Source organism: Pseudomonas sp. NPDC087690 (assembly GCF_044743175.1).
Taxonomy (GTDB): domain Bacteria; phylum Pseudomonadota; class Gammaproteobacteria; order Pseudomonadales; family Pseudomonadaceae; genus Aquipseudomonas.
In genome coordinates, this window is the sequence record NZ_JBIUVX010000027.1 from 50,618 (window position 1) to 71,387 (window position 20,770).

At 59.6% G+C, this 20,770-nt stretch carries 20 protein-coding genes; 10 read left to right on the forward strand and 10 right to left on the reverse strand.

The window, feature by feature from the left end:
• From ACIPIZ_RS21315 to dksA, 4 genes are all read right to left on the reverse strand, one after another.
• Positions 1-2,910 (reverse strand): sensor histidine kinase (locus ACIPIZ_RS21315; protein WP_401167249.1); only part of this gene is annotated, 2,910 nt, incomplete at its 3' end.
• Positions 2,894-3,070 carry a hypothetical protein gene (locus ACIPIZ_RS21320; protein WP_003176118.1) on the reverse strand — a complete coding sequence of 59 codons (177 nt, stop codon included), beginning with the start codon at positions 3,068-3,070 and terminating at the stop codon, positions 2,894-2,896. The genes ACIPIZ_RS21315 and ACIPIZ_RS21320, both read right to left, overlap by 17 nt.
• A gap of 77 nt (positions 3,071-3,147) precedes the next feature.
• Complete coding sequence (gene gluQRS / locus ACIPIZ_RS21325) at positions 3,148-4,044, reverse strand: tRNA glutamyl-Q(34) synthetase GluQRS (protein ID WP_253481846.1); 897 nt, start codon at positions 4,042-4,044, stop codon at positions 3,148-3,150.
• A gap of 198 nt (positions 4,045-4,242) precedes the next feature.
• On the reverse strand, positions 4,243-4,686 hold the full coding sequence (dksA, locus tag ACIPIZ_RS21330) for an RNA polymerase-binding protein DksA (RefSeq protein ID WP_007909922.1): 444 nt from the start codon (positions 4,684-4,686) through the stop codon (positions 4,243-4,245).
• A gap of 334 nt (positions 4,687-5,020) precedes the next feature.
• On the opposite strand from dksA, the gene ACIPIZ_RS21335 reads away from it, so the two are divergent.
• Both ACIPIZ_RS21335 and sfsA read left to right on the forward strand, forming a co-directional pair.
• Positions 5,021-6,193: a pyridoxal phosphate-dependent aminotransferase gene (locus ACIPIZ_RS21335; RefSeq protein ID WP_064392490.1), complete on the forward strand. Its 1,173-nt coding sequence runs from the start codon at positions 5,021-5,023 to the stop codon at positions 6,191-6,193.
• The gene (gene sfsA / locus ACIPIZ_RS21340; RefSeq protein ID WP_105709402.1) at positions 6,193-6,906 is read left to right on the forward strand and encodes a DNA/RNA nuclease SfsA; all 714 of its coding nucleotides are present in this window, start codon (positions 6,193-6,195) and stop codon (positions 6,904-6,906) included. Before ACIPIZ_RS21335 ends, sfsA begins: the two co-directional genes overlap by 1 nt.
• Here sfsA and ACIPIZ_RS21345 read toward each other — a convergent pair.
• Complete coding sequence (locus tag ACIPIZ_RS21345; RefSeq protein ID WP_064392493.1) at positions 6,903-7,220, reverse strand: Rieske (2Fe-2S) protein; 318 nt, start codon at positions 7,218-7,220, stop codon at positions 6,903-6,905. The genes sfsA and ACIPIZ_RS21345 overlap by 4 nt on opposite strands.
• A gap of 165 nt (positions 7,221-7,385) precedes the next feature.
• Between ACIPIZ_RS21345 and ACIPIZ_RS21350 the strand changes: the two genes are divergently transcribed.
• From ACIPIZ_RS21350 to ACIPIZ_RS21365, 4 genes are read left to right on the forward strand one after another with little or no spacing between them, the layout of a single operon-like run.
• Positions 7,386-8,258 carry a hemin ABC transporter substrate-binding protein gene (locus tag ACIPIZ_RS21350; RefSeq protein WP_401167252.1) on the forward strand — a complete coding sequence of 291 codons (873 nt, stop codon included), beginning with the start codon at positions 7,386-7,388 and terminating at the stop codon, positions 8,256-8,258.
• A gap of 50 nt (positions 8,259-8,308) precedes the next feature.
• Entirely contained in the window at positions 8,309-9,292 is a 984-nt protein-coding gene (locus ACIPIZ_RS21355; protein ID WP_163024085.1) for an iron ABC transporter permease, read from the forward strand.
• Entirely contained in the window at positions 9,292-10,059 is a 768-nt protein-coding gene (locus ACIPIZ_RS21360) for a heme ABC transporter ATP-binding protein (protein WP_401167254.1), read from the forward strand. Before ACIPIZ_RS21355 ends, ACIPIZ_RS21360 begins: the two co-directional genes overlap by 1 nt.
• 21 nt (positions 10,060-10,080) lie before the next feature.
• Positions 10,081-10,932: a ChaN family lipoprotein gene (locus ACIPIZ_RS21365; protein ID WP_401167256.1), complete on the forward strand. Its 852-nt coding sequence runs from the start codon at positions 10,081-10,083 to the stop codon at positions 10,930-10,932.
• A 231-nt stretch (positions 10,933-11,163) separates the two neighbouring features.
• On the opposite strand, the gene ACIPIZ_RS21370 is transcribed toward ACIPIZ_RS21365, so the two are convergent.
• The 4 genes from ACIPIZ_RS21370 to ACIPIZ_RS21385 form a co-directional block, all read right to left on the reverse strand.
• Positions 11,164-11,958, reverse strand: a complete 795-nt coding sequence (locus ACIPIZ_RS21370; protein ID WP_122660830.1) for a cyclic nucleotide-binding domain-containing protein — start codon at positions 11,956-11,958, stop codon at positions 11,164-11,166.
• Between the two features lie 16 nt (positions 11,959-11,974).
• The gene (locus tag ACIPIZ_RS21375) at positions 11,975-12,247 is read right to left on the reverse strand and encodes a TfoX/Sxy family protein (protein ID WP_064392505.1); all 273 of its coding nucleotides are present in this window, start codon (positions 12,245-12,247) and stop codon (positions 11,975-11,977) included.
• Positions 12,248-12,524: 277 nt separating this feature from the next.
• Complete coding sequence (locus ACIPIZ_RS21380) at positions 12,525-12,869, reverse strand: pentapeptide repeat-containing protein (RefSeq protein WP_007909940.1); 345 nt, start codon at positions 12,867-12,869, stop codon at positions 12,525-12,527.
• A 90-nt stretch (positions 12,870-12,959) separates the two neighbouring features.
• Positions 12,960-14,516 (reverse strand): bifunctional aminoglycoside phosphotransferase/ATP-binding protein, encoded by a 1,557-nt coding sequence (locus ACIPIZ_RS21385; protein WP_064392507.1) that lies wholly within the window; start codon positions 14,514-14,516, stop codon positions 12,960-12,962.
• 119 nt (positions 14,517-14,635) lie between these two features.
• Between ACIPIZ_RS21385 and mrcB the strand changes: the two genes are divergently transcribed.
• Genes mrcB through ACIPIZ_RS21400 form a run of 3 tightly spaced genes read left to right on the forward strand, consistent with a single transcriptional unit; the run spans position 14,636 to position 18,061 of the window.
• Entirely contained in the window at positions 14,636-16,960 is a 2,325-nt protein-coding gene (mrcB, locus tag ACIPIZ_RS21390) for a penicillin-binding protein 1B (RefSeq protein WP_401167259.1), read from the forward strand.
• A gap of 16 nt (positions 16,961-16,976) precedes the next feature.
• The gene (locus ACIPIZ_RS21395) at positions 16,977-17,726 is read left to right on the forward strand and encodes a tetratricopeptide repeat protein (protein WP_150648474.1); all 750 of its coding nucleotides are present in this window, start codon (positions 16,977-16,979) and stop codon (positions 17,724-17,726) included.
• Positions 17,726-18,061: a YqcC family protein gene (locus ACIPIZ_RS21400; RefSeq protein ID WP_053123861.1), complete on the forward strand. Its 336-nt coding sequence runs from the start codon at positions 17,726-17,728 to the stop codon at positions 18,059-18,061. Before ACIPIZ_RS21395 ends, ACIPIZ_RS21400 begins: the two co-directional genes overlap by 1 nt.
• A gap of 146 nt (positions 18,062-18,207) precedes the next feature.
• Here the strand turns inward: ACIPIZ_RS21400 and ACIPIZ_RS21405 are convergent, their stop codons facing one another.
• A complete protein-coding gene (locus ACIPIZ_RS21405; RefSeq protein ID WP_064392515.1) occupies positions 18,208-18,624 on the reverse strand; it encodes a DUF4124 domain-containing protein in 417 nt (138 codons plus the stop codon).
• Between the two features lie 398 nt (positions 18,625-19,022).
• Here ACIPIZ_RS21405 and ACIPIZ_RS21410 point away from each other — a divergent pair, with 398 nt between their 5' ends.
• The gene (locus ACIPIZ_RS21410; RefSeq protein ID WP_401167262.1) at positions 19,023-20,747 is read left to right on the forward strand and encodes an acetolactate synthase 3 large subunit; all 1,725 of its coding nucleotides are present in this window, start codon (positions 19,023-19,025) and stop codon (positions 20,745-20,747) included.
• Positions 20,748-20,770: the final 23 nt, after the last annotated feature.

Sequence of the window (20,770 nt, forward strand, 5' to 3'; positions counted from 1 at the left end):
CCGGATACGGGTGCCGCGTTGGCTTTGTACATCAGCCGGGCTGTCGATGGTGATTTGTCCATAATGCTCTTCAACGATGGAATAGACCAGTGCAAGGCCCAGACCGGTGCCTTCGCCAGGATCCTTGGTGGTGAAGAAGGGTTCGAACAATCTATCCATGATGTTCTTCGGAATACCGCTGCCTTCGTCTTCGACGATCAGATCGACCGTGTGTTCGCCGGCTTCGCTCTTGACCCGTACCGCACTGTGCGGCGGCGAGGCGTCGCGGGCGTTGGAGAGCAGATTGATCAAGACCTGGGCGAGTCGCTGCGGGTCGCCTTCGACCCAGTGATCGGGGTCGCACAGGTTATAGAACTGCACTTCGAAATTGCGTCGGTTGAGCGCCAGCAGCCCGATGGCGTCCTGTGCCACTTCCGCCAGACAAACGGGCTCGTCGCTGTGCTGATGGCTGCCGGCGTGGGCGAAACTCATCAACGACTGCACGATGCGCGATATGCGTTTGGTCTGTTCGAGAATCTGCCCGCTGATTTCCGTCAGCTCGTCGTCTTCTTCGCGTTCCTCGCGCAGGTTCTGCGCCAGACAGGCGATGCCGGTGACCGGGTTGCCGATTTCGTGGGCCACACCCGCCGCGAGGCGACCGATGCTGGCCAGACGTTCGGAGTGCACCAGTTTGTCTTCGAGCATCTGCGTTTCGGTCAGATCCTCGACCAGCAACACCAAACCGCTGTTGCCCGGCGCCAACGGCTCATCGATAGCGGCTTTGTGCAGGTTCAGCCAGCGGGTCTGACCGTCGAGGGCCAGATGCTGTTTGTGCAAATGTTCGTCGGGCAGGTTGATGAAACCCTGGAGCAATTCTTTCCACGGCTCGCCAATGGTGCTCAGGCGCGAACCGACCACGCGCTGCGCGGCGATTCCGGTGAGTTCTTCCATGGCCTTGTTCCACATCAGGATCTCTTGATCCTTGGCCAGCGAGCAGACACCCATCGGCAGTTCCTGCAGGGTCTGGCGGTGGTAGCGGCGCAGGGCATCGAGTTCGGCGGCAAGACCGGTGAGACGCGAGTGATAATCCTCGAGGCGGCTTTCGATGAAGTGAATGTCTTCGGTCACATAGTTTTCGCCGCCAGCCTTGTACGGCAGGAAGGTTTCAACCATGTCCTGCGCGACGCTCGGGCCCATCAGGCCGGAGAGGTTGGCTTCGATGCGGTCACGCAAACGGCGCAAGGCGTAAGGGCGGCGTTCGTCGAAGGGCAGGTAAAGGTCACGCAGCGCTTGTTCGACTTCTTTTTGCGCAGCCTTGGCGCCCAGCGGTTTCGCCAACTGTGTGGCGAATTCCTGCGGGGAGGCGGCGTGCAGTTCGCGGCGTTGCGGGCGACGGACGTTGTCCACCGCGCAGGCCTCGGCGGCGCTGGCTTCTTCCGGACTGGCATTGGTGAACAGCGAGATCAGGGTGAACATCAGCACGTTGGCGGCGAGCGAGGCGATGGCCGCCATGTGCCAACTGGTGTCGTCGAGCACGTAAATCATGTTCAACAGCGGAATGTAGAAACCCTGCAGATTGCCGACCAGCGGCAGCAGCATGGTCACCACCCAGACCAGAATCCCCGCCAGCAGACCGGCAATGAAGCCACGACGGTTAGCAGTCGGCCAATACAATACCGACAACACGCCCGGCAGGAATTGCAGGGTCGCGACAAACGCGACGATGCCGAGGTTGGCCAGATCCTGCTCGGCGCCGAGCATCAGGTAGAAGCCGAAGCCGGCCATGATGATCGCGACGATCAGCGCCCGGCGGGTCCATTTCAGCCAGCGGTAGATATTGCCTTCGGCCGGCGGCTGATAGAGCGGCAGAACCAAGTGGTTCAGTGCCATCCCTGACAGCGCCAGGGTGGTGACGATGATCAGGCCGCTGGCCGCCGATAAACCACCGACGTAGGCGAGCAACGCCAGCGGTTTGCTGTTGGCGGCGATACCGATACCAAGGGTGAAATATTCCGGATTGGTCGTGGCACCGAGCTTCAGGCCGGCCCAGAGAATCAGCGGCACTGCCAGACTCATCAGCAGCAAGAACAGCGGTAAGCCCCAGCTCGCACTGACCAGCGAACGCGGATTGAGGTTCTCGGTAAACGTCATGTGGTACATGTGCGGCATCACGATCGCCGACGCGAAGAACACCAGCAGCAGCGTACGCCACGGGCCTTCCTGCAGCGGTGTGTGCAGTGCGGCGAGGGCGGTCTGGTTTTGCAGCAGCCACAGTTCAAGCTGTTGCGGGCCGTCGAACACGCCGTACAGCGCATACAGGCCGACGCCGCCGAGGGCGATCAGTTTGATCACCGATTCGAAGGCAATCGCGAACACCAGGCCTTCGTGTTTCTCGCGGGTAGCGATGTGGCGTGAGCCGAAAAAAATCGTGAACAGAATGATCAGCGCGCAGAACGCCAATGCCACGCGGCTCTGAATCGGCTCGCCAGTCAGAATGCCAATGGAGTCGGCCACCGCCTGAATCTGCAACGCCAGCAGCGGCAGTACACCAATCAGCATGAAAATCGTTGTCAGTGCACCGGCCCAGGTACTGCGAAAACGGAACGCGAACAGATCGGCCAGCGACGACAGTTGATAGGTGCGGGTAATTTTCAGGATCGGATAGAGCAACACCGGCGCCAGCAGAAACGCGCCGGACACGCCGAGGTAGCTGGACAGAAAGCCATAACCGTACTGATACGCGAGGCCGACCGTGCCGTAGAACGCCCAGGCACTGGCGTAAACCCCAAGCGACAAGGTGTAGGTCAACGGGTGGCGAATGATTGCCCGCGGGATCATGCCCCGTTCGCTGATCCAGGCAACGCCGAACAGCACCGCCAGGTACGCGGCGCTGATCAGGATCATCTGGGTCAGGCTAAAGCTCATCGGCATCTTTTTGGCTCTGCAGGATGAAGGTCACGACAATCAGGATCAGCCAAAGCAGATAGGGGCGATACCAGGCGCCCGTAGCGTCGATCCACCAATCCATGATGGCGGGGGAAAACAGATAGATCCCCACGACTAAAAGCAGGACCAAGCGATAGATGTACATCCCGGCCTCTCTTTTTTATGCGGGTGCCCGAAAACGTGCGGCGATGGTAACGGATGGGCGCGCGACTGCAAGTGTCGTCATAGCAGTTGCGCCTCGGGCAGGGTCAGTGTGCGCGGTATCTTCGTCGCATCCCAATGCTTGCTGCCCCAACTGAGCAGTTCTTGCGGCGAGGCGTGCGCCAGTTCGGCACCGGGGTTTTGCCCCAGGGCGCGCAGGGCTCGCAGCAACAACGGCGTGGCTTGATCAGCCTGCAGCGGTGGCGAACGGTAGGACTTGCCGAGCTTGTTACCGTCCGGTTGGGTAATCAGCGGCAGGTGCAGATAACGCGGTTGGCGCAGGCCGAGCAGTTCTTGCAGATACAGCTGACGCGGAGTCGAGTCGAGCAGATCGGCGCCGCGCACAATGTCGGTGATGCCTTGCCACGCATCATCGAGCACCACGGCCAGTTGATAGGCGTAGAGCCCGTCGCGCCGGCGGATGACGAAATCGCCGACATCGCGCCCCAGATGCTGGCGGTATTCACCCTGCACGCGGTCGATGAAGTGGTATTCCAGTTCCGGCACGCGCAGGCGGATGGCGGCGTCTTGCTGCTCGTGGCCGAGATTGCGGCACAGGCCCGGATAAATGCCGTTGTACGGTTCGAGCTGTTTGCGCGAGCAGGTGCAGGCGTACGCGAGACCGTGATTGAACAGGCTGTTGAGCACATCGGCGTAAGCGTCGTGCCGATCACTCTGCCGGACCATGTCGCCGTCCCATTCGAAACCGTAGCTTTCCAGCGCCTTGAGGATTGCCGCTTGCGCACCGGGCTCTTCACGGGGCGGATCGAGATCTTCCATGCGCACCAGCCAGCGACCGCCGACCGAGCGCGCGTCGAGGTAGGAGGCGAGGGCGGCAACCAGCGAACCGAAGTGCAAGTGGCCACTGGGGGTTGGGGCGAAGCGGCCGATGTAGGCGGGGGATGTTTTGGCAGTCATGAAGACGAAACTACTTTTCAGGCTATACGCAGGTCAACTTGTAGGAGTGAGCCTGCTCGCGATAACGGTGTGACATTCAACACCGATATTGACTGACCCACCGCTATCGCGAGCAGGCTCACTCCTACAAAAGGCAAAGGCAAAAGGCAGAAACAAAAACGGAGCGTTCGCACGCTCCGTTTTTCGTTCAGGTCGAGATTACTTGCCGACCTGCTTTTCCTTGATCTCAGCCAGGTTCTTGCAGTCGACGCACATGTCGGCGGTAGGACGGGCTTCAAGGCGCTTGACGCCAATCTCGATGCCGCACGAATCGCACCAGCCGTATTCGCCGTCTTCGATCAGTTGCAGTGTCTTGTCGATCTTCTTGATCAGCTTGCGCTCGCGATCACGGGCACGCAGTTCAAGGGCGAACTCTTCTTCCTGACTGGCACGGTCGGCCGGGTCGGGAAAGTTGGCCGCTTCGTCCTTCATGTGATCAACAGTTCGGTCGACTTCCTGCATCAAGTCCAGTTTCCACTTGGTCAGGATCTTGGTGAAGTGCGCGCGCATGGGTTTGCCCATGTACTCTTCGTCTTTGGCCTGAACGTAAGGTTCGAAGCCACTGATCGCCGTTTGCTGCTGTTGCTTTGCTTGGGTGGGCATGAAATGGACCGCCTCTACTCTTGTAATCCATTGCGCAGGATTGCTCCATCACCGACACCTGCCGGCCCTGCGGCTGCAAGCGGGCGAACTTACCAGATCAAATCGGCCTGCGCTACTCCCGGATGTCGAGGCCCCGGCGGGTGGCGCTTGCAAATGTTTGGCAAGCCGTGTCTGGTGGTGTTGAAGACCTGTTCAATCACTGATTTTAGTCAATCCTGGAGCGTACGCTCATATCGTTACAGTCCAGCGTTCTTGAGGCTGTGACCGCTACGGGTTCTCGCTCGTTCCGGCAGATGGGTAGAATCGTCTCTTTTTCCCTGCCGAAGGAAAACCAATGGCTCAGCCTTACAGTGCGCGCAGTCGTGCGATCGAACCGTTCCATGTGATGGCGCTGCTGGCGCGAGCCAATGAATTACAGGCTGAAGGCCACGACGTGATCCATCTGGAAATCGGCGAGCCGGACTTCACTACGGCCGAGCCGATCATCCGTGCCGGGCAAGCGGCGCTGACGGCAGGCAAGACCCGTTACACCGCTGCGCGCGGCATTCCTGAACTGCGTGAGGCGATTGCCGGGTTTTATCAATCGCGTTACGGCCTAGACATTGATCCACGACGGATTCTGATCACTCCGGGCGGTTCCGGTGCGCTGTTGCTGGCCAGTGCGTTGCTGGTCGATCCCGGGAAACACTGGCTCTTGGCGGATCCCGGTTATCCGTGCAACCGCCATTTCCTGCGTTTGGTCGAAGGCGCAGCGCAGCTTGTCCCTGTAGGGCCGGACGTGCGTTATCAACTGACCCCGGATCTGGTCGAGCGTCATTGGGATCACGATAGCGTCGGTGCACTGGTCGCCTCGCCGGCCAACCCGACCGGCACGATTCTGACTCGCGATGAGCTGGCCGGGTTATCGACAGCCATCAAGGCCAGACACGGCCATCTGGTGGTGGACGAGATCTATCACGGCCTGACGTACGGCACCGATGCTGCCAGCGTGCTGGAAGTCGATGACAGTGCGTTTGTGTTGAACAGCTTTTCCAAGTATTTCGGCATGACCGGTTGGCGCCTCGGCTGGCTGGTGGCGCCGGAGGCGGCGGTCAGCGAGCTGGAAAAGCTGGCGCAGAATCTCTACATCAGTGCGCCGAGCATGGCGCAACACGCGGCGCTGGCCTGTTTTGAACCCGATACCATCGCCATTCTGGAAGAGCGCCGCGCCGAATTCGGTCGTCGTCGCGATTTCCTCCTGCCGGCGTTGCGCGAGTTGGGATTCAACATTGCCGTGGAGCCTGAGGGCGCGTTCTATTTGTACGCCGATATCAGCCAGTTCGGCGGTGATGCCTTCGCGTTCTGCCGTCATTTCCTCGAAACCGAACATGTCGCGTTCACGCCGGGGCTGGATTTTGGTCGCTATCAGGCCAGTCACCATGTGCGTTTTGCCTACACGCAAAACCTTCCTCGCTTACAGGAAGCGGTGGAGCGTATCGCGCGTGGCCTGAAGAGTTGGCAAGGCTGATGCGCTTTTATCCGGAACTTGAAGAAGCGCGGCTGATCCGTCGCTACAAGCGTTTTCTCGCCGATATCGAAACCGTTAGCGGCGAGTTGCTGACCATTCACTGCCCGAACACCGGTTCGATGCTCAATTGTCAGGTCGAGGGCGGGCAGGTCTGGTTCAGCCGCTCCAATGACCCGAAACGCAAATTGCCCGGCACTTGGGAAATCGGCGAAACCCCGCAGGGCCGCTTGTTTTGCGTAAACACCGGGCGCGCCAACGGGCTGGTCGAAGAAGCCTTGCAGGCGGGCGTGATAACCGAGTTGAACGGTTTCACTGCGTTGAAACGCGAAGTGGCGTACGGCCAGGAAAAAAGCCGCATCGATTTTCGCCTCGAATACCCGAGCGGCCCGGCTTACGTCGAGGTGAAAAGCGTCACCTTGGGCTTCGATGGCACGGCGGTGGCGGCGTTTCCTGATGCCGTGACCCAGCGTGGCGCCAAGCACCTGCGCGAATTAGCGCATCTGGCGCGGGACGGCATTCGCGCGGTGCAGTTGTACTGCGTGAATCTGACCGGGATCGAAGCGGTGCGTCCTGCCGAAGAAATTGATTCGGCTTATGCCCAGGCGCTGCGCGAAGCGGTGGCATGTGGTGTTGAAGTGCTGGCGTACGGCGTTCGCTTGAACCACGAAGAAATGGTCATCGATCGCCGTCTCGATGTATTGCTCAACGGTTAAACATCGATCCACAGGCCTTGCGCGTCTTCGCGGCAAGGGATGGCGGTGAGTGCTTGCCCGGCGCAGGGCCCGGCCACGCATTCACCGTCCTCGATGAGAAACAGTGCGCCGTGGGTGGCGCACTGGATCAGGCTGTTGCTCGGGTCGAGAAACTGGTCGGGGTGCCATTCCAGCCCGACGCCACGGTGCGGGCAGCGATTCAGATAAACGTAGGCCTGGCCGCTGCGGCGCACGGCAAACAGCTTTTTTCCGTCGACTTCAAACCCACGGCTGGCGGCTTCGGCGAGCTCGGCGCCCGCGCAGAGAAACTTCATGACTATCCTCTACTGTCCGCTCGTGTCTGGATATGTCCGAGCTTGACGTTTAAATGCAAACAATTATCAAATGGCGGCCTTCGTCCGCAGGGCGGCTGGCAGGGTCGAGGATACTTGGCCTGTTATCCGGATGCCCGGGAAAAACGTCTTTCAAGGAAGCTGTGTATGCGCCTGAGTACCCGCGTTGTCGTGCTGTGTGCCGGACTGTTCGTCAGCCATCAGGCTGCAGCGGCCGATTTGCCGCAACGATGGGTCAGCGCTGGCGGCGCGTTGTCGGAGTGGGTCGCGGCATTGGGGGGCGAGTCAAAACTGGTCGGCGTCGATACCACCAGCCAAAATCCTGAATCCTTGAAGGCGCTGCCGAGCATTGGTTATCAGCGCAGTCTTTCGGCAGAAGGTATTCTCAGCCTGCGTCCGGACATCCTCATCGGCACCGAAGAAATGGGCCCGCCACCCGTGCTTGCGCAGGTGAAAGCGGCCAAGGTTCAAGTCGAATTGTTTTCGGCTCAACCGGATTTGCCGACGCTGGAGAACAACCTCACACATCTGGGCCGGTTGCTTGGCGCTGAAGCGCAGGCAACGCAGTTGTTGCAAAGTTATCAACAGCAACTCGATGCGCAGAAAGCACGAGTCACTGACACGCAATCCAAGCAGAAAGCACCCGGCGTACTGTTGCTGCTCGGCCACGCGGGCGGCAAGCCGTTGATCGCCGGCAAGGACACTGCCGCCGACTGGCTGCTGCAGCAGGCGGGCGGGCATAACCTGGCGACGCACACCGGTTACAAGCCGTTTTCCGTGGAATCCCTCGCCAGCCTCGATCCTGAAGTGCTGGTGTTCGCTGATCGTGCGCTGACCGGTGAAGCGGCGAAAGCAGCGCTGTTCAAGGAAAACCCGATTCTCAATTCAAGCCGTGCGGCCAAGGCCGGGCGCGTGCTGGAGCTGGATCCGACGCTGCTCGTCGGTGGGCTCGGACCGCGTCTGCCAGCCGCACTGAAAACCCTGTCTGACGGTTTCTACCCGGCCAAGAGCGGCCAATGACCACATTGGTAAAACCCCGTGGCTTGTTTATTGGCCTGACGCTTCTGTGTTTGCTGGCTATCTGGCTGTCATTGGCGCTGGGGCCGGTGAGCCTGCCGCTGTTCGATACCTTGCGCGCGGCGTTGCGCATGCTTGGCGTGCCGCTGGCGCCGGACGGTCTGGAGCAGGCTGAACTGATTCTGGGGCAGATTCGTCTGCCGCGTACTTTGCTTGGATTGGCGGTCGGCGGCGTGCTGGCCTTGTCCGGCGTGGCGATGCAGGGCTTGTTTCGTAATCCGCTGGCGGATCCGGGGCTGGTTGGGGTTTCCAGTGGCGCGGCGTTGGGCGCGGCGATTGCGATTGTCGGCGGCTCTTTTTTCGGTGGTTTGCCGGAGTGGTTCGGGCCTTATCTGTTGTCGGTGTGCGCGTTTCTTGGCGGGCTTGGCGTCACGGCGCTGGTTTATCGCCTCGGTCGCCGCAACGGTCAGACTAACGTTGCAACCATGCTGCTGGCGGGCATCGCCCTCACCGCGCTGGCCAGTTCGGCGGTTGGCCTGTTCACTTATCTGGCCGACGACGCGACCCTGCGTACGCTGACGTTCTGGAACCTCGGCAGCCTCAATGGCGCCAGTTACTCGCGGCTTTGGCCGTTGCTGATCATCAGCGCCGGTGTTGCGTTATGGTTGCCGCGTCGGGCCAAGGCGCTGAATGCGCTGCTGCTCGGGGAATCCGAGGCAGGGCATTTGGGCATTGATGTCGAGCGGCTCAAACGTGAACTGGTGTTCTGTACGGCGCTGGGTGTTGGCGCAGCGGTGGCAGCGGCGGGCATGATCGGTTTCGTCGGGTTGGTGGTGCCGCACCTGGTGCGTCTGCTCGCAGGGCCGGATCACAAAGTGTTACTGCCGGCGTCGGTACTGGCGGGCGCGAGCCTGTTGTTGCTGGCTGATCTGGTGGCGCGATTGGCCCTGGCGCCAGCGGAGTTGCCGATCGGTATTGTTACGGCGTTTATCGGCGCGCCGTTCTTTCTCTATCTGCTGCTGCGAGGGCGTGCCTGATGCTGCGTGCGCACAATCTACAGATCCTGCGCGGCCGCAAAACGGTACTCAGCGGATTGACCCTGCAACTTGAACCGGGCGAAGTGCTCGGTGTGTTGGGGCCGAACGGTGCCGGCAAAAGTACATTGCTGGGCGCTCTCTGCGGTGAACTGACCGCCATTGAAGGCGGGGTTTCTCTCGATGGTGAGGCGTTGGCGCTTTGGACGGGCACGCAACGCGCCCAGCGTCTGGCGGTGCTGCCGCAGGTCTCGACTCTGGATTTTGCCTTTCGCGTTGAGGAAGTGGTCGGTATGGGTCGCTTGCCCTATCAAAGCGGCCAGGTGCGCGATGACGAAATTATTGCGGCGGCGCTGGCGGCAGCGGATGCCGGGCATCTGAGCGGTCGCAGTTATCTGGCGTTGTCCGGCGGTGAACGTCAGCGTGTGCATCTGGCGCGAGTGCTGGCACAACTCTGGCCGGGGCGGGCGGGGCAGACATTGTTGCTCGATGAGCCAACGTCAATGCTCGATCCGCTGCATCAGCACACCACCTTGCAAGCGGTGCGTGAGTTTGCCGACCGTGGCGCAGCGGTATTGGTGATCCTGCATGATCTGAATCTGGCGGCGCGCTATTGTGATCGCATTCTGCTGCTTGAAGGCGGGCGTCCGGTGGCTCTGGATACGCCGGAGCAAGTGCTGCGGCCGGATACGCTGAAAGCTGTATTCGGTCTTGAAGTCTTGGTGCAACCGCACCCGGAGCGTGGGCATCCGCTGATCATCGCCCGCTGATCCTGTCATCGAGGTGATTGCATGCGTGGCTTGTGGCTATTAGCAGTGGTGTGGCTCGCGGGGTGTCAGCATGTGGTTGCGCCACCGCCGATCAGTGGCGAGATTCGCGATTTGCGCAATGGCGAGGTGCTGACGGCGCAGCAACTGGTCAATCGGCTTGCTGCGCCTGAGCAAGTGATCATCGGTGAGCAGCATGACAATGCCGATCATCACGACGCGCAGCTGTGGTTGTTGCAGTCCCTCGGTGAGCGACGGCCGCAAGGGAGTCTATTACTGGAAATGCTCACGCCGGATCAGCAGCCCAGAGTCGATGCCCTGCGCCAGCCTGCTTCGCCACCCGCTGATCTTCCTGTTGCATTGGCCTGGCAGGATGGCTGGGACTGGAAACTTTATGGCCCGATTGTGCGCTTCGCCCTCGCGCAGCCTTATCCGCTGCTGGCGGCTAATCTCGAAACCAGCGAAATCCGCGCTTTCTATCGCAATGCTTCAGCTGTGAGCGGTGCGCGCACTAATGCGGCGTCGGTGAAAAAAACGCTGCTGGAACAGATCAGTGATTCCCACTGTGGCTTGCTGCCAGAATCACAGATGCCGGCGATGCTCGCCGTTCAGCAACAACGTGATCGGCGTATGGCCGAGCGCCTGTTGGCTGCAGCGAAACCTTCTTTGTTACTGGCCGGGGCGTGGCATGCGCGCAAGGACGTCGGTGTGCCGTTGCATATTGTGGATTTGGGCGCCACTGAAGCCCCTGCGGTTTTGATATTGGCAGAGCAGGGCGGCGAGGTAACAGCCGCGATGGCCGATTACGTTTGGTACACAGCCGCCACGCCAAAGCAGGACTATTGCGAACAGATGCGCAAACAATTCGGCAAATGACTTTTCCACAGGCAAAAAAAGACCCGGTAAAAACCGGGTCAAATAACCGTGATTAGCCTGATGAGGAGATAATCTGAGAGTCCGAACCAAGGGCTTTTCAGAATATCGACTGATCTCGCGACCAGTTGTGATAATCATAGCGATTCTCATTACGGAGTCAACAACTGATTCTGCATTTATTTGATTTAGTCGATGAAATGGCCGGAACACCCCGAAAACAAAGGCTTTGCGCTAACCTTCGGTTCTCGTCAATTGAGTGAGCTGGGTGTTCAGTTGGCCAATGCGCCGCGCCATGCTCTCGATCAAGCTATGCGCGATCTTCGGATTGGATCGAGTCATGCTTAAAAACTGGTCGCCGGGAATCAGCATCACGGTGCTCGGATCGCGAGTGATCACCGTGGCATTGCGCGGTTCGCCAGTGAACACTGCCATGGCGCCAAAAATTTCGTCCTTGGGCACATCGCCCACCTTTTGCCCATCGACGAATGCCTCGGCATGTCCGTCGATGATCACAAAGACGTGATCGGCGGCGTCGCCCTGATGGATCAGGACTTCACCTGCCTCGACCCGTTTGAAGCCGTTGGTGCTGCGAAACTCTCGCGGCTTCAACTCTGCCACTGCGTGAGCGAGGATTGCCATTTGCCCCAGCAGGTATGCGAGAAATTGATCTGCTCGGGAAGCATCGGCATACAGATGCTGAAAAAGCGCGTGGCGATGATAGGGTTGCAAGCGCAATGGCCCGTCACTGCAAAAGCGGCAGTCGCCCCACTCTTCACCTTGCTGAAGGCCGATCAAATCACCTTCCTGCCAGTAAAACAGTGGGCGCGCGCCGATGCAGCCGTTGATCACGCCTTCGCTGAGCAGAAAAAGCTGATCATCTGGCAACTGCGCGAGCAAATCATCCGTTGCCTGCAGTTCGACAATCGCGCCACAGGGGGCCAGGCCTTCGAGCCATTGCCCAGGCAAACTCTGCAAGCGATTGATCAGTGCGTCGGCGTGTGCCGATTGGTCCCCCAGTAAATACATGGCGGTCAGCGCCCGTTCAGTTCTTGTGACGCGAGGAAATGGCATCGAGCTGCTTGTTCAGGGCGTCCTTGCGCTCGGCGGGAATGTCGTTCCAGTGCACATCCATCAGCGCGCCTTCGATCGCATACAACAACACCTTCGATGCGCGAAACCCGCGGGTACGCACGGCCCGGTAGGCGTCCACCGCGCCCAGGCGACGCAAGTCCGAGGCGCTGTGGATGCCCACGGCATGCAGCCATTGCGCCGACGTCTTGCCAAGATTCTTCAGGTGCTGCAGTTCATCATTCATCAAGCCTCCTTGCGACGGCCGAATGGTGCGTGGGCGAGCTTCTCAGGAGTGTAGCCATCAGTAGGAAAAGCGTGGTTCTTTGGTCGGATTCGACGCAAATGCTTCTAAGAAAAGAAGTTTGAAAGGCCTGCGAGCGCAGAAAGGAGGGAGAAAACACACATATCAATGTAGGAGTGAGCCTGCTCGCGATAGCGGACTGGCAGGCACACATGTGTTGAATGTTAAACCGCTATCGCGAGCAGGCGCACTCCTACAGGGAAGGCGCTGGATGGTTATTTCAGCGAGTGCGATAACGCAAACGCGTACCGAAATTCATCGACATCAGAATCTCGTCGGCGCTCAGCTCAGGGGGAAAGTACGCCCCGGAAATCTGCGCGTGGGCCAGGCTCGCACCTTCCAGCGATGCATTACGGAAATCGATGCCACGCAAATCGGCGGAACGGAAGTACGCGTCCCGGAAATCCACGCCATCGGCGTTCAGTTCACGCAGATCAAGACCACGGAAGTCGCCGCCGACCATGTCGATCGGGCCGTCTTGCGGTCGTTCCTTGTTGAAACCTGTGATGTCGTCTTTGTGCAGCAAGGCGTATAGCGGGGTGTCGAGAAGTTTCGGCTGGCTCATGTCATATCACCGTTGGTTTTATGACGCCAGTATAGTGCCACTATTTGACGGCCGTGAAGCAAGCGAGGGCTTCACGACCGAAATAGTTTCTTACAAGCCTGGCAGGCGCTGACGGATCTGCGCGACCACGGTGTCCAGCGTGCCGGATTCATTGGTCTGCACGCGTTTGCTGCGCAGGATTTCTTCTGGTGTCAGCGCTTCGCGGTTGGCTTGCTGTGCTTCGATCACCGCGAGGGTGGCGTCGGACGGATCCTTCTGGTCGGCCTGACGAATCGCCAGCCAGCTCTCGATGACCGCTTGCGGCGCGTTGCAGTCGAGGATCAGGAACGGCGTACCGGTGGCTTCAGCGATTTTCGCCGCGTTGTCGCGCTGCTCACGCTTCAAGTAAGTGGCGTCAATCACTACCGGGAAACCGGCGTGCAGGATCACTTCAGCGATTTCATGCAAGCGTGCGTAGGTCGCGGCGCTGGCGTCAGCGCTGTAAATGCCGGCCTGTACATTGTTGTCGACGGTTTGCTCACCGAACAAACGCTTGCGTTCAACATCGGAGCGCAGGCGAATCGCGCCCAGCGCTTCGACCAGACGCATGGCTACATGGCTCTTGCCGACAGCGGATACGCCGTGGGTGATTGCCATGAAGCGCGAAGGAATGGTGCTGTAGCTTTCGGCCAGGTTGGCGTAGTTGCGGTACTGGCGCAGAGTGGTGGCGCGCTGCACCGGGGTCGCGTCCGCCGGCATGCTGAACAGGGCAACCTTGGCGCGAACCAGGGCACGGTAGGCTTTGTAAAAGTTCAGCACTTCCAGACCTTGATAGTCGCCGGTCAGCTCCAGGTACTGGCTGATGAAACGGCGGGCCAGGGATTTCAGGCCGCGGTCTTCCAGGTCCATCGCGAGGAAACCGGTGTCGGCCCAAACGTCGGTGAAGCGGAACGGTTCGTTGAACTCGATGCAGTCGAAGATCACTACTTTGCCGTCGATGACCGTGGCGTTACCCAAGTGGATATCGCCGTGGCATTCACGGGTGAAACCTTCGGTCTTGCGCTGAGCGAACAACGGCTTGAGACGTTCGAAGCTGCTTTCGGCCCAGGCTTTCAAAGCCTCGAGTTGCAGCAGATCGTTCTTGTCGCTGAGGAACGGCAGGATCTGCTCGAAGTTTTGCGACACCGGCGCCATCACGCTGTCCGGGGTGCCTGCGTCGTGCTCAGCCGGGACTTTCGGCGCACTCAGGTGGAAACGCGCGATCTGCTCGGCCATCTCATCGATGTGCTGGGTGGTCAGCTCGCCGTTGGCTTGCAGGGTGCTGAGCATGCCGGTCTGCGGGAATTGGCGCATTTTCAGCACATATTCGATGGCCGGGCCGTCGCCGCCCAGTTGCGGTGCTTCGACGCTACCGGTCACTGGCAACACTTCCAGATACAAATCGTCGGTCAGGCGCTGGTTCAGGCGCAGTTCTTCAGCGCAGAAATGTGCGCGTGAATCGAGGCCGGTGAAGTCGAGGAAGCCGAAATTGACCGGCTTCTTCACTTTATAAGCAAAGGGACCGGTGAGGATCACCCAAGAGATATGGGTTTCGATGACCTGGAACCCTTCGACGGGGTGTGGGTAGAGGGCCGGGTTTTGCAGGGCAGCGATCAGTGACTGGCTCACGGGCGATCCTTCAGAGACTGGGGGGAAATTCGACGCGGCCATTATGGCCGCTCGCCAGCCTGACGCAAACCTCGGAGCGCTCCTGTTGAGGATGAATAAAGTGCGTATAATCCGCCGCCATGACTCGAACCCGATCTCCCCGTACCAAGAAAAAACCACCCTCCAAGGGCCTGAACCCGTGGTTGAGCTGGGCCATTAAACTCAGTCTGGTCGGCCTTGTGGTGCTGGCTGGCTTCGCCGTTTACCTCGATGCCGTGGTTCAGGAGAAGTTCTCCGGCAAGCGCTGGACCATCCCGGCCAAGGTGTACGCGCGTCCGCTCGAGCTGTTCGTCGGACAAAAGCTCAGCAAGGACGATTTCCTGACCGAACTCGATGCCCTCGGCTATCGTCGCGAAGCCGTGAGCAATGGCCCCGGCGCTGCAGCCGTCAGTGGCAATACGGTCGATCTGAATACCCGTGGCTTCCAGTTCTATGAAGGCCTGGAAAAACCGCAGCCAGTGCGCGTGCGTTTCTCCGGGGACTATGTCGCTGAACTGTCGGCAATCAACGGTTCGAAACTCTCCGTGGTGCGCCTTGAACCGCTGATGATCGGCGGCATTTATCCAAAAAATCTCGAAGACCGCATTCTGATCAAGCTCGATCAGGTGCCGCCGTATCTGCTCGAAACACTGGTCGCCGTGGAAGACCGCGATTACTACAGCCACTGGGGCGTGTCGCCGAAGTCGATTGCCCGCGCTATCTGGGTCAACACCTCTGGCGGCAAGATGACCCAGGGCGGCAGTACGCTGACCCAGCAGTTGGTAAAAAACTTCTATCTGACCAGTGAACGCAGCCTGACCCGCAAGCTCACCGAAGCAATGATGGCGATGCTGCTGGAGCTGCATTACGACAAGAAGGAAATCCTTGAGGCCTACCTCAACGAAGTCTTCGTCGGGCAGGACGGTCAGCGTGCTGTGCACGGTTTCGGTCTGGCCAGCCAGTTCTTCTTCGGTCAGCCACTGTCCGAGTTGAAGCTGCATCAGGTTGCATTGCTGGTCGGCATGGTCAAAGGCCCGTCCTACTACAACCCGCGTCGTAATCCTGAGCGTGCGCTGGAACGACGTAACCTGGTGCTCGACGTGCTTGAGCAGCAGGGCGTGGCGACTGCAGAGCAGGTCGAAGCGGCGAAGAAAATGCCGCTGGGCGTGACCACTCGCGGCAAGTTGGCCGACAGCTCGTTCCCGGGCTTCATCGATCTGGTCAAGCGTCAGCTGCGTGAAGACTATCGCGACGAAGACTTGACCGAGGAAGGCCTGCGCATCTTCACCAGTTTCGACCCGATCCTGCAGATGAAAGCCGAGGCTTCGGTCAACGACACCTTTAAACGTCTGGCCGGGCGCAAGGGCTCCGACGATGTCGAAGCGGCGATGGTCGTGACCAACCCGGAAACCGGCGAAGTCCAGGCGATGATCGGCAGCCGTCAAGCCAGTTATGCCGGGTTCAACCGCGCACTGGATGCGGTGCGGCCCATCGGTTCGTTGATCAAGCCGGCGGTTTATCTGACTGCGCTGGAAAAGCCGAGCCAGTACACGCTGACCAGTTGGCTGTCGGATGATCCGTTGTCGGTCAAAGGTGCGAACGGTCAGGTGTGGAAGCCGCAGAACTATGATCGCCGATCCCACGGCACCGTGTTCCTCTATCAGGGCCTGGCGCATTCCTACAACCTCTCGACTTCGCGCCTGGGTCTGGAAGTGGGCGTGCCGAATGTGCTCAAGACCTTGGGTCGCCTTGGTGTGACACGCGAATTTCCTGCGTTCCCGTCGATGTTGCTCGGTGCTGGCGGCATGACCCCGATCGAAGTCGCCACCATGTATCAGACCCTCGCCAATGGTGGTTTCAACACGCCGATGCGCGGGATTCGCAGCGTACTGACCGCCGAGGGCGAACCGCTCAAGCGTTATCCGTTCCAGATCGAACAGCGTTTCGATCCGGCGTCCATTTATCTGATCCAGAACGCCATGCAGCGCGTGATGCGTGAAGGTACCGGCAGCTCCGTTTATAACGTGCTGCCCAAGACCCTGACGCTGGCGGGCAAGACCGGTACCAGTAACGATTCCCGCGACAGCTGGTTCGCCGGCTTCAGTCAGGATGTGCTGGCGGTGGTCTGGCTGGGGCGCGACGATAATGGCAAGACACCGTTCACCGGTGCGACCGGTGCGCTGCAGGTGTGGACCAGTTTCATGCGCAAGGCCGATCCGCTGCCGCTGGACATGCCGCAGCCGGACAACGTCGTGCAGGCGTGGGTCGATTCGCGTACCGGGCAGGGCTCCGATGCCAACTGCCCGGGGGCGGTGCAGATGCCGTATATTCGCGGCAGCGAACCGCCACCCGGCGCCGCGTGTGCGAGCGAAACGCCTGCATCCGGCGAGTCGGTGATGGATTGGGTCAAGGGCTGGATGAATTAAGCAAAGAGGGTTTCAAGTGAACAAGTGGTTGATTCCAGCGGTGACTGCCGTGGCTTTGCTCAGCGGCTGCTCTTCCGTACAGCGTGGTTCGATCCCGGTGGTTGATTCCGGTACTGCGGTGTCCAACAGCGAGCGTATGTCGGCCAATGGCGGTTTCCGTCAGACGACGGTCAAGCGTCCTGTGCAGGGCCAGGCTCAGGCTATTCCCCAAGGCGATACTGGTGTGGTGGTGATGGTGCCGGGCGGCGGCGCTGCGGTGTCGACACCGATCAGCTCTTCGCCAATCGTGCCGGGCCCCGCGTCCGGTGGTATCACGTCGGGGCCTTACACGCCTTCGCCGGTTGAGTCGGCGCCGGTCAATTCCGGCAGCTACAGCATGCCTTCGACGCCGAGCGGTATTCCATCCGCCAGCAGCGGCGGTGGCTTGTCGGCGGACGAGCAGTTGGACGGTCCGGTACTCGCCTTGCTGACCACCGCTCAGCAGCAACAGGCCGGAGGCGATCTCAATGGAGCGTCTTCCAGCCTGGAGCGTGCACAGCGTGTCGCTCCGCGTGAGCCGCAAGTGCTTTATCGTCTGGCGCAGGTGCGCATGGCTCAAGGTGACGCGCCGCAAGCCGAGCAATTCGCTCGCCGTGCGCTGACCATGGCCAACGGTCGCCCGGACCTGCAGGCCAATCTGTGGGAAGTCATCGCCCAAGCCCGCGAGAAGCAAGGCGATTCCGCCGGTGCCACTTTGGCCCGACAGAAGGCCAAGGTCTCGCTGTGATGGATGCTCGTTTCCCGAAAATCGCCGACCAGTTGCTACTGATCGAGCGAGAGCTGCGCACTCAAGGCTGGTGGGACGAAGTTCAGCCGTCGGCGGAAGCGCTGAGCAGTGTTGAGCCGTTTTCGGTCGACACGCTGGACTTCGAACAGTGGCTGCAATGGATCTTCCTGCCGCGCATGAAGATGATTCTTGAGCAGGATCTGCCATTGCCGAATGCCTCAGGCATTCAGGAAATGGCCGAAATGGTCTTCGCCCAGCGCAACCTGGGTGGCAAGGATCGTCAGTTGCAGGTGCTGCTCAAAGAGTTTGACCTGCTGATCACTGCCTCGCGCTGAACCGATCCTTTCCGGGCTGGCACCGCCTCAATCCTTTTTACGGCGGACACCGGATAACTGTAGGAGCTGCCGTAGGCTGCGATCTTTTGATCCTGTTTTTAAAGCAAGATCAACAGATCGCAGCCTGCGGCAGCTCCTACAGGTGTCTACTCGCAATTCTGTGCGATTTGTTTCTGCGCTTCCACGATGCGCTCCTGCCGCTGCGCATCGTCCAGCCGGCGCAACTGTCCCTCCACTTCCTCCCTTAACCGCGGATTGTTCTGCAATTGCGCGAGGTTCGTGCGTGCCTGCTCGCAAAACTGCTTGAGCTGCGTCTGCTGATCGGCGACCTGTTTCTTCACCTTGTCGTCGATAGCCTTTTGATCGCCGAGTGCACCACTGCCCGGCATTGCCGCCGGTTTCGGTGGAGGCGAAGAGGGCGTCTGCAAGGTCGTCGACGGCTGACCCGGTGGCGGCTGCGCATCAAAATGGGTCACCCCTTGAGCGTCGACCCATTTGTAGATTTGAGCGGCCATACACCACGGGCTGAGGCCGATCAGCAGAGTAAGGAGGAGCGTTCGCATGCTGAATCCTTGGCAAAAGTGCGCAATTGACACTAACAGAGTAGCGGTTTTCAGGTTTTTTCTTGCGTTCTCATGTGCTTACCCACAATTAACCACACAGACGACTTGACTTGGAGAGGGCGAAACAGAAGAATCCAAAGTCCGCTGTAGAGGGACTGCCAGAAGCAGACCCACTCGGTAGATCATGAGGCGCACATCCGCGCCGACCTGTTACACCCGCAACGCGTTACCTCGCGCTGGGTGGGAAAGGCCCGCAACACTGGGACGATCCCAATACTTGCTCAGTCAGTGCTGACGTAGTCGGCGACCACCGTCGCTCATGCTCTGCCGAGAAGTAAACCTATTAAGACCCGCCCCTTTTTTGTGGACGGTATTCTGGCGTTTTAGAGGTGAACAACGTGGAGCTTTTATCTGGCGGTGAGATGCTTGTCCGCTTTTTGCGTGACGAAGGCGTCAAATATATCTACGGGTACCCGGGTGGTGCTCTCCTGCATGTTTACGATGCCCTGTTCAAAGAACCGGAAGTGAATCACATCCTGGTTCGTCACGAACAAGCGGCGACCCATATGGCTGACGGCTACGCCCGTGCCACCGGTAAAGCCGGCGTGGTATTGGTGACGTCCGGTCCAGGCGCCACAAACGCCATCACCGGTATCGCCACGGCCTATATGGATTCGATTCCCATGGTGATAATTTCCGGTCAGGTGCCAAGCACCATGTTCGGCACCGACGCGTTCCAGGAAACCGACATGATCGGTATCTCCCGGCCGATCGTGAAGCACAGCATCATGATCAAGCACGCTTCGGAAATCCCGGAAGTCATGAAGAAGGCCTTCTACCTGGCGCAATCCGGTCGTCCGGGCCCGGTCGTGGTCGACATCCCGAAAGACATGACCAACCCGGCTGAGAAGTTCGAATACGTCTTCCCGAAAAAAGCCAAGCTGCGCTCCTACAGCCCGGCCGTTCGCGGTCACTCCGGGCAAATCCGCAAGGCGGCAGAAATGCTCCTGGCGGCCAAACGCCCAGTGCTCTATTCGGGTGGCGGCGTCATCCTCGGCAACGGTTCCGCACCGCTGACCGAACTGGCAAAAATGCTCAACCTGCCCGTGACCAACACCTTGATGGGCCTGGGTGGTTTCCCAGGCACTGATCGTCAGTTCATCGGCATGCTCGGCATGCACGGTAGCTACACCGCCAACCTGGCGATGCATCACGCTGACGTGATCCTGGCGGTCGGCGCGCGTTTCGACGATCGCGTGATCAACGGCCCGGCAAAGTTCTGCCCGAATGCCAAGATCATCCATATCGACATCGATCCGGCTTCGATTTCCAAGACCATCAAGGCCGACGTGCCAATCGTGGGTCCGGTCGAGAGCGTCCTGACCGAAATGGTCGCGATCCTCAAGGAAATCGGCGAGACCCCGAACAAGGAGTCCGTGGCCAGTTGGTGGAAGCAAGTTGATGAATGGCGTGGTGATCGCGGCCTGTTCCCTTACGAAAAGGGCGACGGCAGCCTGATCAAGCCGCAAACCGTGATCGAAACCCTCTGCGAAGTGACCAAGGGCGATGCCTTTATCACCTCCGACGTGGGCCAGCACCAGATGTTCGCGGCGCAGTACTACACGTTCAACAAGCCGAATCGCTGGATCAACTCCGGCGGTCTGGGCACCATGGGCTTCGGTTTCCCGGCGGCCATGGGCATCAAGTTGAGCTTCCCGGATGACGACGTTGCCTGCGTGACCGGCGAAGGCAGCATCCAGATGAACATCCAGGAACTGTCGACCTGCCTGCAATATGGCTTGCCGGTGAAAATCGTCATCCTGAACAACGGTGTTCTGGGGATGGTTCGTCAGTGGCAAGACATGAGCTACGGCAGCCGTCACTCGCACTCCTACATGGAATCGCTGCCTGACTTCGTCAAGCTGGCTGAAGCCTACGGCCACGTCGGCGTACGCATCACCGAATCGAAAGATTTGAAGTCGAAGATGGCAGAAGCGTTCGCCATGAAGGATCGCCTGGTGATCATCGACGTTTCGGTCGACACCAGCGAGCACGTCTATCCGATGCAGATCAAAGACGGCTCGATGCGCGATATGTGGCTGAGCAAGACGGAGCGTACTTAATCATGCGGCACATTATTTCCTTG